Annotated in this window: 14 protein-coding genes and 1 pseudogene; 9 read left to right on the forward strand and 6 right to left on the reverse strand. The window is 70.0% G+C overall.

From position 1 onward, the window contains the following. Positions 1 to 118 precede the first annotated feature (118 nt). Positions 119 to 460: a DMT family transporter gene (locus tag K3U96_RS12880; RefSeq protein WP_220693245.1), complete on the forward strand. Its 342-nt coding sequence runs from the start codon at positions 119 to 121 to the stop codon at positions 458 to 460. Beyond that, entirely contained in the window at positions 460 to 780 is a 321-nt protein-coding gene (locus tag K3U96_RS12885) for a DMT family transporter (RefSeq protein WP_220693246.1), read from the forward strand. Before K3U96_RS12880 ends, K3U96_RS12885 begins: the two co-directional genes overlap by 1 nt. Here the strand turns inward: K3U96_RS12885 and K3U96_RS12890 are convergent. Beyond that, a complete protein-coding gene (locus K3U96_RS12890) occupies positions 752 to 1,951 on the reverse strand; it encodes an MFS transporter (protein ID WP_220693247.1) in 1,200 nt (399 codons plus the stop codon). The genes K3U96_RS12885 and K3U96_RS12890 overlap by 29 nt on opposite strands. A gap of 116 nt (positions 1,952 to 2,067) precedes the next feature. Here K3U96_RS12890 and malQ point away from each other — a divergent pair, with 116 nt between their 5' ends. Together malQ and K3U96_RS12900 are read left to right on the forward strand one after the other, a co-directional pair. Beyond that, the gene (malQ, locus tag K3U96_RS12895) at positions 2,068 to 4,218 is read left to right on the forward strand and encodes a 4-alpha-glucanotransferase (RefSeq protein ID WP_220693248.1); all 2,151 of its coding nucleotides are present in this window, start codon (positions 2,068 to 2,070) and stop codon (positions 4,216 to 4,218) included. Between the two features lie 78 nt (positions 4,219 to 4,296). Further along, positions 4,297 to 4,722, forward strand: a complete 426-nt coding sequence (locus tag K3U96_RS12900; protein WP_069406912.1) for a hypothetical protein — start codon at positions 4,297 to 4,299, stop codon at positions 4,720 to 4,722. 10 nt (positions 4,723 to 4,732) lie between these two features. Here K3U96_RS12900 and K3U96_RS12905 read toward each other — a convergent pair whose 3' ends face one another. Continuing rightward, the gene (locus tag K3U96_RS12905) at positions 4,733 to 5,167 is read right to left on the reverse strand and encodes an SRPBCC family protein (RefSeq protein WP_069406913.1); all 435 of its coding nucleotides are present in this window, start codon (positions 5,165 to 5,167) and stop codon (positions 4,733 to 4,735) included. Positions 5,168 to 5,170: 3 nt separating this feature from the next. Beyond that, positions 5,171 to 6,016 carry a lysophospholipid acyltransferase family protein gene (locus K3U96_RS12910; protein ID WP_220693249.1) on the reverse strand — a complete coding sequence of 282 codons (846 nt, stop codon included), beginning with the start codon at positions 6,014 to 6,016 and terminating at the stop codon, positions 5,171 to 5,173. 96 nt (positions 6,017 to 6,112) lie between these two features. On the opposite strand from K3U96_RS12910, the gene K3U96_RS12915 reads away from it, so the two are divergent. From K3U96_RS12915 to K3U96_RS12935, 5 genes and pseudogenes are all read left to right on the forward strand, one after another. Continuing rightward, positions 6,113 to 7,027, forward strand: coding sequence for a metal-dependent hydrolase (locus tag K3U96_RS12915; RefSeq protein WP_069406915.1), 915 nt, complete (start codon positions 6,113 to 6,115; stop codon positions 7,025 to 7,027). Further along, positions 7,027 to 8,142 carry a PDR/VanB family oxidoreductase gene (locus K3U96_RS12920; RefSeq protein WP_220693250.1) on the forward strand — a complete coding sequence of 372 codons (1,116 nt, stop codon included), beginning with the start codon at positions 7,027 to 7,029 and terminating at the stop codon, positions 8,140 to 8,142. Before K3U96_RS12915 ends, K3U96_RS12920 begins: the two co-directional genes overlap by 1 nt. A gap of 23 nt (positions 8,143 to 8,165) precedes the next feature. After that, positions 8,166 to 9,584: a serine/threonine-protein kinase gene (locus tag K3U96_RS12925; RefSeq protein WP_220693251.1), complete on the forward strand. Its 1,419-nt coding sequence runs from the start codon at positions 8,166 to 8,168 to the stop codon at positions 9,582 to 9,584. Beyond that, positions 9,581 to 10,456, forward strand: coding sequence for an LLM class F420-dependent oxidoreductase (locus K3U96_RS12930; protein ID WP_220693252.1), 876 nt, complete (start codon positions 9,581 to 9,583; stop codon positions 10,454 to 10,456). The genes K3U96_RS12925 and K3U96_RS12930 overlap by 4 nt, the downstream gene beginning before the upstream one ends. Next, positions 10,453 to 10,797: pseudogene (locus tag K3U96_RS12935) on the forward strand (nuclear transport factor 2 family protein); the annotation flags it as partial. The gene K3U96_RS12930 and the pseudogene K3U96_RS12935, both read left to right, overlap by 4 nt. 70 nt (positions 10,798 to 10,867) lie before the next feature. On the opposite strand, the gene K3U96_RS12940 reads toward K3U96_RS12935, so the two are convergent. From K3U96_RS12940 to K3U96_RS12950, 3 genes are read right to left on the reverse strand one after another with little or no spacing between them, the layout of a single operon-like run. Continuing rightward, positions 10,868 to 11,359 (reverse strand): NUDIX hydrolase, encoded by a 492-nt coding sequence (locus tag K3U96_RS12940; RefSeq protein ID WP_069407766.1) that lies wholly within the window; start codon positions 11,357 to 11,359, stop codon positions 10,868 to 10,870. A 33-nt stretch (positions 11,360 to 11,392) separates the two neighbouring features. Next, a complete protein-coding gene (locus tag K3U96_RS12945) occupies positions 11,393 to 11,584 on the reverse strand; it encodes a hypothetical protein (RefSeq protein WP_220693253.1) in 192 nt (63 codons plus the stop codon). A gap of 33 nt (positions 11,585 to 11,617) precedes the next feature. Beyond that, positions 11,618 to 12,946, reverse strand: coding sequence for an NAD(P)/FAD-dependent oxidoreductase (locus tag K3U96_RS12950; RefSeq protein ID WP_220693254.1), 1,329 nt, complete (start codon positions 12,944 to 12,946; stop codon positions 11,618 to 11,620). Between the last annotated feature and the right edge of the window lie 44 nt (positions 12,947 to 12,990).

Consider the following 12,990-nt stretch of genomic DNA (forward strand, 5'->3'; position numbering starts at 1 on the left):
CGCAACGACATCAGGTTACCCGCGGGTAGCAGGCGCCGAGGTCGACCTTTTGGCGGAATCCGAGTCGTCTTTTGGCGCCCAAAGGTGAGTTTCGACGCAGGTCGGCTAGTTTTGTCGCGTGCGCAACTGGGTGCTGCTCGGCTCGGCCATTCTGACGGAAATCACCGCGACGTTGTCCTTGCGCGCCTCCCAAGACCATTCGGCATGGTGGGCGGTCGTGGTCACCGGATATGTCGGGTCGTTCATGCTGTTGGCCATGGTGCTGCGCGCCGGCATGGCGGTCGGAGTGGCCTACGGCATCTGGGGCGCGCTGGGCACCGCGGGCACCGCGATACTGGCGGCCGTGTTCTTCCGCGATCCGTTCACATGGCCGATCGTCGCAGGCATCGCGTTGATCATCACCGGGGTGCTGCTGGTCGAGCTCGGGTCACAGCGCGCCCCGGCGGCCGACGTCTCGTGATGTGGGTGGCGCTGGCGGGCGCGATCGTCGTCGAGGTGTTCGCGACGCTGTCGCTGCGCGCCTCCGAGGGTCTCCGCAAGCGGAGGTGGATCGCGCCGGTGATCGCCGGCTACCTGGTGTCGTTCTATCTGCTGTGGGTGACGCTGGGGCTGGGCATGCCCGTGGGCGTGGCCTACGGGGTGTGGACCGCGTGCGGTGTGGCGTTGGTGGCGCTGCTGGCCCGCGGCCTGTTCCGCGATCCGCTGACCTCGATGATGCTGTGGGGTATCGCGTTCATCATCGCCGGTGTGCTCACGATCGAGTTGGCCGTGGCGCGCTGAGCGCACCGGCCAGCAGCATCACCACCACCCCGGCGACCGGCACGCTGAGCAACCCCAGCCGCAGGCTGGTGGCGTCGGCGACCAGCCCGACCAGAAGCGGCGCGCCCAAAAAGCCGATCCGCATCAGCCAGGTCACCACCGTCAGCCCGGTCCCGGGCCGCAGCCCGGGCAGTTGGTCGGCGCCGTGCATCGCCGACGGGATCAGCGTGGCCACGCCGAAACCGGCGGCCGCGAACCCGGCGATGGTGCCCGGAACGGACGGAAACGCCAACGCCGCGCCCATCCCCGCCGCGGCGAGGAACCCGCCGGCACGGACCACCGCGCCCTCGCCGAACCTGTCGACCAGCCGGTCCCCGATCAGCCGTCCGACGAACATCGCGCCCACCAACGCCACGTATCCGAACGCCGCCAGCGCGCCCGGTGCGCCCAGGCCGTCGCGCAGATACAGTGTGGCCCAGGAACTTCCGGCGTCCTCGACCGCCGCGCCTGCCACCGCGATGACGACCAGGGCAAGCAGCGTCGCATACACCGCCGTGCCCGCGCCTGTCCCGCCGCCGGTCCGCGCCGACCCGTCGGGGCCGTCGTGGTCGGGGCCGGGCAGCAGGTACGGGTAGGCGGCGGCGGCGACCGCGCCCAGCACCACCGCCGCCACGCCCAGCTGCACCGCCCGCGAGACGTTCAGCGCGATGGCGGCCGCACCCATCAGGCCGCCCAGGATCGCGCCGGCCGCCCAGACCGCGTGAAACGAGTTGATGATCGACCGGCCATAGCTGCGTTGCACCCGCAACCCGTGCGCGTTCTGCGCGACGTCGGTCACTGCGTCGCACGCGCCCGCGACGAACAGCGCACCCGCCAGCACCGCCGCCGACGGCGCCACACCGGCCAGTAGCACGAACGCGGCGATCCCGACGGTGCCGAGCGCCGCCACCCGTGACGATCGGAACCGCCGGATCAGCGTCGCCGCGGTCAGGCCCGCCGCCAGCGCACCCGCGGAGAACGCGGCGATCGCCGCGCCGTAGACCGCGTTGGACAGCGCCAGGTCGGCCTTGATCTCCGGTAGCCGCGGCAGCAGGTTGGCGAAGACCGCGCCGTTGGTCAAGAACAGCACCGCGACGGCGGTGCGCGCTCGCCGGTTCTGCGCCGCGGCCGCCTGCACCGGATCGGGCGCCATGCCCGGCACCCTACCGATCTCGCGGGCCGCGGACTTTCCTCACAGATCGGGCGCATGTGCCCAGGTTTGCGTGGGTACACCCGGGTGGTGATGGTCTGCCAGGCAAGATTGACCGCATGACGGACCTGCCGCAGTCGCTGGTCGAGTTGGCGCGACGTTACGGCGTCGCCACCGAGTACGAGGACTGGACCGGCCGCAGCGTTCCGGTCAGCGAATCCACGCTCATCGCCGTCCTCGACGCGCTCGGCGTGCAGGCAGGCACCGAGCACCGGCGCGAGGCCGCGCTGGCCGAACACGACCGGATGTACTGGGCGCGTGCGCTGCCGCCGACGATCGTGATCCGGGCGGGGAATGCGTCGTCGTTCTGGGTCCACGTCACCCACGGCGACCCGGCGCAGGTGTGGCTGCGGCTCGAGGACGGCAGCACCCGAACCGGTCTGCGGCAGCTGGAAAACCATCGCGCACCATACGATCTCGGCGGGCGGCTGATCGGTGAGGCCAGTTTCGAGATGCCTGCCGACCTGCCGCTGGGCTATCACGAGCTGCATCTGCAACTCGGTGGCGACGACGTCAGCACCGCTGTGATCGTCACCCCCGCCGCGGTTGCCCCGCCTGCCCGGCTCGGCAACCGACGCAGCTGGGGTCTTGCCGTGCAGCTGTACAGCGTGCGCTCGCAAAGGTCCTGGGGCATCGGCGATTTGACCGATATGACGGATCTGGCGGTGTGGTCGGCCGCGGCACACGCGGCGGGTTTTCTTCTGGTCAACCCGCTGCACGCCGCCGCGCCGAGTGCCCCGATGGAGCCGTCGCCGTACCTGCCGACCTCACGGCGGTTCGTCAACCCGATCTACCTTCGGGTGGAGGCGATACCCGAGTACGCCTATCTGCGTCGCCGCGGCCGTAGCCGCAAGGCCCGCGAGCGCCTGCAGGCAGACGCCGATCGCGGTGAGTTCATCGACCGCGACGCGGCCTGGCAGGCCAAGCGCGCCGCGCTGCAGGCGGTGTACCGAGTCGAGCGGTCCGCCGGCCGGGAGCTGGCCTACGTCGCGTACCGGCGGCGGGAGGGCCGCAGCCTCGACGACTTCGCCACCTGGTGCGCGCTGGCCGAGGAGTACGGCAACGACTGGCACGGCTGGCCACGCGACCTGCAGCATCCGGCCAACCCCGAGGTCGCCGCGTTCGCCGCCGAGCACGCCGACACCGTCGACTTCCACCGTTGGCTGCAGTGGCAACTCGACGATCAGCTCACCGCCGCGCAGGCCACGGCACGGCAGGCCGGTATGGGCCTGGGTCTCATGCACGACCTCGCCGTCGGGGTGGATCCCGACGGGGCGGACGCATGGGCGATGCAGGACGTGCTGGCGCTGGGGGTCACCGCGGGTGCGCCGCCTGACGAGTTCAACCAGCTCGGCCAGGACTGGTCACAGCCGCCGTGGCGGCCCGACCAACTCGAACAGCAGGCCTACCGCCCGTTTCGGGCGCTGGTCAACGCCGTACTGCGGCACGCGGGCGGGGTGCGCATCGACCACATCATCGGGTTGTTCCGGCTGTGGTGGATCCCCAAGGGCGCGGCGCCGACCGAGGGCACCTACGTGCGCTACGACCACGAGGCGATGATCGGCATCGTCGCGCTGGAGGCTCATCGCGCCGAGGCGGTCGTGGTCGGTGAGGACCTGGGCACCGTCGAACCGTGGGTGCGCGATTATCTGCGCGGGCGCGGCCTGTTCGGCACGTCGATCCTGTGGTTCGAGATGGACCGCGACGGCCCCGAGACGGACCGGCCACTGCCCGCCGAGCGCTGGCGGGAGTACTGCCTGTCCGCGGTCACCACCCACGACCTGCCGCCGACCGCGGGCTATCTGGCCGGCGAGCACGTGAAGCTGCGCGAGCGGCTCGGGCTGCTGACCCGTCCCGCCGAGCAGGAGCTGGCCGCCGACCGCCGCCAGCAGGCCGCCTGGCTCGACGAACTACGCCGCGTCGGGCTGCTGGACGACACCCCCGACGCACCCGCGGTGGACGAGATCGTCCGCGCGCTGCACCGGTATCTGGGTCGCAGCCCGTCGCGGCTGCTCGCGCTGTCGCTGGCCGACGCGGTCGGCGACCGGCGCACCCAGAACCAGCCGGGCACCACCGACGAATATCCCAACTGGCGGATTCCGCTGACCGGCCCCGACGGCCACACCCTGCTGGTCGAGGACATCCTGGCCGATCCGCGCGCGGCCGGGTTGGCCGAGACGATGCGGGCAGCCGTCGAACCGCCGGTGTAACGCCGGACGGGTTTTCTCCGGTTTCCCATATGTCACGACTGCGATATGTTCGCACCGCCACCGACTTAGGAGAGATACGTGAACAAGCTCGTTGTGCTCAGCGGTGGGCTCGTGGCCATCGGCGGAGCCGCCCTGGTCGGCGCGGGCATCGCCATGTCGCAGCCGGCGGCGTCAACCACCCTCAACGTGGTCGGCGAGCCGTACAACAAGGCGTTGAAGATCCTGCAGGCCCAGGGTTACAAGGGGTATTTCGGCGGCTCGTTCGGCAGCGTGCTGGCGCAGTCCGACTGCCTGGTCGACACCCAGAAGGTCACCTCGCGGGGCCGCATCCTGCTGATGCTGGACTGCAGCCAGGCCGCCGCCGACCGACTCGAGGAACTGGGTCCCTCGGGTGGCCCGCGAGTGGGCTCCAACGGCGTCACCACGGTCACCCCGACCCCGGTGGTGCCGATCCAGGGCGCCCCCGGCGCGGGTATGGCCCCGCCACCGCCGCCGCCCGCGTGACGGTGACCGCCTACTTCTCGACCATCTGCTTGAGGTTTTTCAGGGTCTGACCCATGTTGCGGCCGACCTGCCTGGCCGCGACGCGGTCGGCGATCAGCCCGAGCAAATTGCCCGCCGACTCGTAAGCCAGCCGGAAGTTCACCTTGGTCTTGCCGTCGGAGGTTTGGCGCAACCGGAAGCGGCCGCGCTGTGACACGCCGGTGATGCCGATCCACGACAGCTCGCGCGGCTGGTCGAACTCGACGACCTCCACCGACCCGCCGATCGGCACCGAGCCGATCTTCCAGTGCACGGTGTAGCGCGCACCCACCCCCGCCGGGACGTCGGTCACGGTCTCCCACCGCTGCAGGCTGGCCATGAACCGCGGATAGCAGGCCGGGTCGCTGACCACCCGCCACACCTCGTCACGGCCGGCGTCGATGACGCAATGACGTTGGACCCGCATCGATCAGCCGATCACCGGGAAGCGGCGTGCCGCGGCCAACCGGTCGACGCCGGCCTGCAGGCTGTCGATCACCTTGTCGTGGATCACGTCGTCGTCGGCGCCGAGCACTTCCTCGGCGGTGATCGGCTCCTGCACCTCGACCGCGATCTTGGCCGGCAACGGGATGTGCCCGGCGAGGTCGCTGATCACCAGCCCCCACGGCGGGGCGATCGCGATCGGCACGCTCTTGAGCCGGAACATCTTGTCCACCCGCAGCAGCTTGGCCAGCCACTGGCCGCGGCTGAGGAACAGCACACTCTCCTGGCCGCCCACGCTGGCGACCGGAACGATCGGCACGCCCGCCTCGCGGGCCAGCCGCACATAGCCCTTGCGCCCGCCGAAATCGACCCGGTTGCGCTCCCACGACGGCCGGAACACCTCGTAGTCACCGCCGGGATACACCAGCAGCGCCGCCCCGGATTTCAGTGCCAGCTGGGCGTTCTCGTGATTGGCCGCCACGGTGCCGAACTTGCGCAACGACGCCAGCGGCGGCGCGGACACCACCAGGTTGTGCGCCAGCTGATAGAACGGCCGTTCGACCCCGAAATACGAGCAGAACGCCAGCGTGAACACGAACGTGTCCGGCGGGACGTTTCCGCCGCTGTGGTTGCCCACCAACAACACCGGGCCGTCGACGGGGATGCGGTCCAGCCCGCGCACGTCGGCGCGGAAGTACAGCGACGCGACCAGCCACAGCCCCGGCAGCTGTTCGCGGATGTAGTCCGGGTCGCGCTGGTCCAGGTCGGCCTTGGGAACCCGGCTCGCCACCTGGTGCCTGGCCCATCCGAGCACATCGTCAATGCCCGCCATGCCTCGAGTTATTGACCGGCCTGCCGTACCTGAAACCTGCGTTCCCACATACTGGTCCTAGACTTCGATGCAAAGCTGTCTCGAGGGGAGGCCGCAATGGCAGGAATTCCGGTACTGCGACCACGCCGTTTCGACCGGGAATTCGATCCGGGGCCCGTGCAGATCCAGGCCCGCAAGGTGCACTTCGACGTCAACGGCATCCCGCTGCACTGGATACCGGGTCATCCGGTGGCCTCCAACGTGGTCAGCCTGCTCAACGTGGTGCTGCCCGCCGCCGAGCGGTGGTTCGTCGACACCTTCAACGAGGCGCTGCCACTGGTGAGCGATCCGCACCTCGCCGACGACATGCGCGGGTTCATCGGCCAGGAAGCCACCCACGCCGACGTCCACGAACAGGTGCTGCACGAGTACATGGTGGTCAACGGCATCGACCCCAAACCGATCCTCGACCAGATCGAGTACGTGTTCGAAAAGATGCTGGCGCCAAGCGCTTCCGCGGACCCCAAACGCCGGCTCAACCACCTGTGCGACCGGCTGTGGCTGATCGCGGCCATCGAGCACTACACCGCGGTGATGGGCGACTTCGCGCTCAACTGCGCGTGGGACGATCACGACGCCGACCCCACGATGGTCGACCTGTTCCGCTGGCACGGCAGCGAGGAGGTCGAGCACCGCAACGTGGCCCACGACGTCGCCGTCTACTTCCACGACAGCTACCTCGACCGGATCCGCGCCATGTCAACGGCGGTCGTGATGATCTTTCTGTTCTTCCAACGCGCCGCCTGGTACCTGGTGCGCAACGACCCCAACGTCGACATGGGCTGGTGGAAGTTCAACCTGCTGCGGATGCGGGACTCCAAGCTGGCGCTGCTGCCCAAGTACCGCAAGCTGTTCGGGTCCAACACGCTGATGTACTTCCGGCCCGGGTTCTCGCCTGAGGAAATGGGCTCGACCGCGCAGGCGGTCGCCTACCTCGCCAGCTCGCCCGCGGCCCGGGCCGCCCACATTTGATGGGACTGTTCGACAGAATCCGGCAGACGCCGCCCAGCGCCTTCGGCCGAATGCGCCATGACCTGTCGCTGCGGGTGGCCGACGCCGCGATCAGCGGCATGTGGGCGATCTCGGGCACGGCCCGCCGCATCAGCACGCCCCCGATCGCCGACCGCACGATCGCGTTGCGCGTCGCCGAGCGCCGGGTGGTGGCCCGCGACCAGGATGTCGTCGCGGTGACGCTGGTCGGCGCCGACGGCGGCCCACTGCCCCGCTGGCATGCGGGCTCCCACATCGACCTGCACCTGCCCAGCGGGCTGATCCGGCAGTACTCGCTGTGCGGCGACCCGGCCGTCGCCCAGGCCTACCGCATCGCGGTGCGCCGCATCCCCGACGGCGGCGGCGGATCCGCCGAGGTGCACGACGCGCTGCACCCAGGCGTCACCGTCACCTCGCACGGGCCGCGCAACGCGTTTCCGATGACCGTGCCCGGCTACGGCTCGCCGACCCGGCGCATCCGGTTCATCGCCGGCGGCATCGGGATCACGCCGATCCTGCCGATGCTCGGCGTGGCCCAGCGCCTCGGCGTGGACTGGTCGATGGTGTACACCGGGCGTAGCCGCGACAGCCTGCCGTTCCTCGACGAGGTCGCGCGGTTCGGCGACCGCGTCACCATCCGCACCGACGACCAGTCCGGCCTGCCGGGCGCCGCGGACCTGCTCGGCGCCTGCCCCGACGGCACCGCGGTCTACGCGTGCGGGCCGGCCCCGATGCTGACCGCGATCCGCGCCGCGCTGGTCGGCCGCGACGACGTCGAACTGCACTTCGAACGGTTCGCGGCGCCGCCCGTGGTGGACGGCAGACCGTTCGCGGTGCGGCTGGGCTCGACCGGTGACACCGTGCGCGTCGGGGCCGAGGAGACGCTGCTTGCCGCGCTGAACCGGGCGGGCGTGCCCGCCCGGTATTCCTGCCAGCAGGGGTTCTGCGGAACCTGCCGCACCCGCGTGCTCGCGGTGTCCGACGGCCGCGTCGAGCACCGCGACACGCTGCTCACCGACCCCGAACGCGACGGCGGCATGATGCTGATCTGCGTCTCGCGCGGCACCGAGGGTGCGCATCTGACGCTCGACCTGTAGCCGCGTCCCCTAATATTTCGGCCATGCCGTTGGCTGATGGTGCGACGTTCGCCGGATACACCATCGTGCGGTTGCTCGGCTCCGGTGGCATGGGCGAGGTGTACCTCGCGCAGCACCCGCGCCTGCCGCGCCGCGACGCGCTCAAGGTGCTGCCCGCCAGCGTGTCCACCGACAGGGAGTACCGCGAGCGATTTCACCGCGAAGCCGATATTGCGGCCACGCTGTGGCACCCGCACATCGTCGGCGTGCACGACCGCGGTGACTTCGAGGGGCAGATCTGGATCTCGATGGACTACGTCGAGGGCACCGACGCCGCGCAGTTGTTGCGGCAGCAATACCCGCACGGCATGCCCAGCTCCGAGGTCGTCGCGATCGTCAGCGCGGTCGCCGATGCGCTGGACTACGCCCACCAGCGCGGACTGCTGCACCGCGACGTCAAACCCGCCAACATCCTGCTCGCCCATCCGGAGTCCGGTGACGAGCGAATTATGTTGGCCGACTTCGGAATCGCGCGGTGGGTGAACGATGTCAGCGGGTTGACCGCGACCAACATGACCGTGGGCACGGTGTCCTACGCGGCGCCCGAACAGCTGATGGGCGAGCGGCTCGACGGCCGCTCCGACCAGTATGCGTTGGCCGCCACCGCGTTTCACCTGCTGACCGGTTCGCCGCCGTTTTCCCACTCGAACCCCGCAGTGGTGATCAGCCAGCACCTGTCGGCGTCACCACCTGCCATCGGCGTGCGCCGCCCCGAACTGGCAGAGCTTGACCCTGTCTTCGCCAAGGCGCTGGCCAAGAACCCGAACGGCCGCTTCGAGCGGTGCGCCGACTTCGCCCGGGCGCTCAGCCACCGCCTTGAAGGCGCGGCAGGCGACGACGACCGCACCCGCCTGTCGCCCGTCGCGCGGCCACCGAAACGTTCGACGCTGCGGGCCGGGGTGCTCGTGCCCGCGGTGCTGGCCGTGCTGTTGGTCGTCGCGGTGGTGTTCGCGCTCACCGAGTTCCGCCAGGCCCGCGACGAGCGGGCCGCCGAGGCGCCGGCCACGACGACGTCGACCACCACCGCCGCGCCGCGGTCGCTGCCGGCCCCGGCACAGCCGCCGCCCGCCACGACGAGCGCCGCACCGGCGCCGGCCACGACGGTTGCTGCCGCGCCGGCCGCCGTGGTGATCGGCGCCGACTGCTCCCCCGTCGGGACCACCGGCACCACCGAGGACGGCTCGACCGCGTACTGCTCGACGCTGCAGGGCACCGGCGCGTCGATCTGGTCGCTCACCGAGGGCGAGATCCCCAGCCCGACGGTCACCACCGCGGCCACCGACGCGCCGCTGCCCTTCGCAGAAGAGTCGCCGGTGCGGGTGTGCATGGAGCAGACCGGCCAGACCCGCCGCGAGTGCCGCCGTGACATCCGCGCTGGCAACGGATTGCCGCCGCTGCCATGAGGTTTGCCGTCGTCGCACCTGTCGTCGCCGGCGTCACCGCAGACCCGGTGTACATGTCCGCGTTCGCCGAGCACCTGGAGGCTTGCGGCTTCGAGTCGATCGTCGTCGTCGAACACACCGTGCTGATGGCGCAGTACACCAGCGTGTACCCCTATGACCCGTCCGGGCGTGTCGAACTGCCCGCCGACTGCGTGGTTCCCGACCCGCTCGACCTGCTGGCGTTCCTGGCCGGGCGCACACAACGGCTGGGCCTGGCCACCGGGGTGCTGGTGCTGCCCAACCACCACCCGGTGGTGCTGGCCAAGCGGGTCGCCACGCTCGACGCGCTGTCGGGCGGCCGGGTGCGGCTGTGCGTCGGCGTGGGCTGGCTCAAAGAGGAAATCGAAGCCTGCGGAACCGATTTCGCCAGCCGGGGCCGGCGCGCCGACGAACAGCTCGAGGTGATGCGGCTGCTGTGGCAGGACAACCCGGACGGCGTCAGCTTCCACGGTGAGTTCTTCGATTTCGACCACGCGATGTGCTATCCGAAACCGGCTGCCCCGGTGCCAATTACCGTCGGCGGGCACAGCGCGGCCGCGGCGCGGCGGGCCGGCAGGCTCGGTGAGGGCTTTCAGCCCCTCGGTGTCGGCGGAGCCGACCTCGGCAAGTTGGTCGACATCATGCGGGCCAGCGCACAACAGCACGGGCGCGATCCGGACGCGCTCGAACTCTCCCTGGGGCACAGCGTCACGAAGATCGACGGTGACCGGGCGGACCGGCTCGCCGCGGCAGGCGCCGATCGTGTCGTGCTGGCGATGCCGCCGATCACCGACATCGACGAAGCCCGCGACGTGTTGTCGGCGTGCGCGCAGCGGCTCGGGCTCACACCATGACCCTCGAGGTCGCCGACCGGCTGGCGCTGGCCGACCTGGTGCACCTGTACGCGTCGGCCGTCGACGACCGCCGGTTCGACGATGTGGTCGAGTTGTTCACCGAGGCAGCCGAAATGCGGCTGCCTGACCCGCCGCGGTCGTTGGAGCCGGTGCGCCGCGAGCACGGCCGCGACGGTGTGCGCTCGGCAATGGCCGCGCTGGGCGCGGTGACCCGCACCGAACACGCGATCGTCGGCGAGGTGTACGCCGCGGGCGACGAGCCCGGCTACGCGCTGGGCCGCATCACCTGCATCGCCCACCACTGGACGGTGGCCGACGGCCGCATCACCGACCTGGTCTGGCATCTGCGCTACGACGACGAGTACATGCGCACGCGCGGCGGCTGGCGCATCCACGGCCGCGCGCTGACCATCAACGCGATCGAGACCCGCCCGACTCGTCGTCTTCGACCGCCGCGAGCAGCTGGTCGAGCAACGGACGCTGACCCTTCAGCAGCTTGGACCGAGCCTGTGCCACGGAAAACCATTCCACCCGGTCGATTTCGGGAAACTCCCTGACCTTGCCCGAACCCTTCGGCCACTCCAGCTCGAAGGTGTTGGACTCGGTGCCCGCCAGATCGAGGTCGCCGCGCACCGCGAACGCGGTGATCACCTTGCCGCTGGGCTGTTTGAGCGGTGCGAACTCGATGCGGGGCCCGACCGGCGGCGGCTTGCCCAGTTCCTCTTCGAACTCACGTCGGGCCACCGTCCACGGATCTTCGCCTTCGGCGTACTCCCCCTTGGGAATCGACCATGCGCCGTCGTCCTTGCGGGTCCAGAACGGCCCACCGGGATGCCCGATGAGCACCTCCACCGTGCCGTCGACGCTGCGGTACAGCAGCAGACCTGCGCTGAGCTTGGGCATCGCCGGTAGCCTACGCCGACGGCGCGGCCCGACTCAGTACTTGCGGTCGCCTTCGCTGCTGTCGAAGAACGCCCACTGGCCGTCGTCGCTTCGGACCTCCATGCGCCAGCCGAGTTCCGGATCGGCCTTCTGGTCGACGAACCAGGCGTGCGCGTCGTCGGCGCTCTCGATGTCCTTGGTGTCGACGACATCACCATGCGGGTTCAACACGCGATATGTAGCCATGCCGGTAGCGTTCCCGCTTCGCCGGCGGTTGAATCAGTGCGCCTTGGGTGTGGGGATGCCCTCGCTGGTGGAGAACCGGGCATCCTCCTGCGTGGCCAGCCCCATCGAGACCACCGAGCGGTCGAAGAACGCATCGGTCAGATACGCCAGCGCCACCGCCCACCGGTTCACGAACCGCGGGATCGCGTAGAGGTGATAGATCCGCGCCACGGCCTTGGCGGGAAACCCGGACAGCGACACGTTGAGCGGGTTGGCGACGGCGTATTTGGGTCCGAGGTCGACGACCAGGCCCATGTTGCGGTGCTTGTACTTCTTCGGTTTGCCGTACCCGAGGCTGGCGGCCACGTTGCGGCCCAACAACTTTCCCTGCCGGGTGGCGTGCTGCGCGGTCGGCGGGGTGATCTTGCCGGGCTGGGTCACGTCGGGCACGGCGGCGGCGTCACCGGCGGCGAACACGTCGGGATGCCCGGGCACCTGCAACTCGGTGGTGACCTTCAACCGGCCCTTCTCGGTCGGCAGCCCCAACTTCTCGATCAGCGGCGCGCCGGTGACACCGGTCACCCACGCCACCGTGTGGGTGCGAACCAGCGAATGGTCGCTGAGCACAACGTGTTCGGCGTGCACTTCCTTGAGCGTGACGCCCAGCCGGACGTCGATGCCGCGCGATTTGAGCACCTTCATGGCCGCCGTGCCCAGCTTCTCGCCGACCTCCGGCATCACCTGCTCGGCCAGATCCAGCAGCACGAACTTCACGGCGGCGGGATCGAAGCCGAACTGCTTGGCCGCCGAGTCGGCGAGGGCGCGCAGCTGCGCGGCGAGTTCGGTTCCGGAGTACGACGCGCCGACGACCACGATGGTGCGCCTGGCTTCGGCGCGGCCGGGATCGTCGTCGACCTCGGCGAGCTCCAACTGTTCGAGCACGTGATCGCGCAGGTACAGCGCCTCGGCGGTGGACTTGAGCCCGCGGGCGTGCTCGGCCAGCCCCGGCACGTCGAACAGCCGGGTCACCGAACCGGGCGTGAGCACCAGCCGGTCCCAGGACAGCATGCGGGAGCGTTCCTCGGGGTCGGTGAACGTCACGGTGCGTTCCCCGAAGTCCACGCTGTCGACCCTGCCGCGGATGGCCTGAACGTCGCGCAGCGTGTTGGCCAGCGGGATCGCGACGAAGCGGGCGTCGACCACGCCGCCGGCCACGTCGGGAAGCAGCGGGGTGTACAGCATGTAGTCGACCGGCGAGATGATCGAGATTTCGACCGGTGAACCGGCCGCCCCGTCGGCGGCGTGCTTGCGCACTTTTTTGGCCAGGCTACGTGCGCATTCGAAGCCGGTGAAGCCACTGCCGACGATTACCACGGAAGTCATTGCGCTCCACTTTACGGTCGTTGCCCGGGATGCGCCGCCGTCGC

Origin of the sequence: Mycolicibacterium holsaticum DSM 44478 = JCM 12374 (assembly GCF_019645835.1) — a bacterium.
Classification (GTDB): domain Bacteria; phylum Actinomycetota; class Actinomycetes; order Mycobacteriales; family Mycobacteriaceae; genus Mycobacterium; species Mycobacterium holsaticum.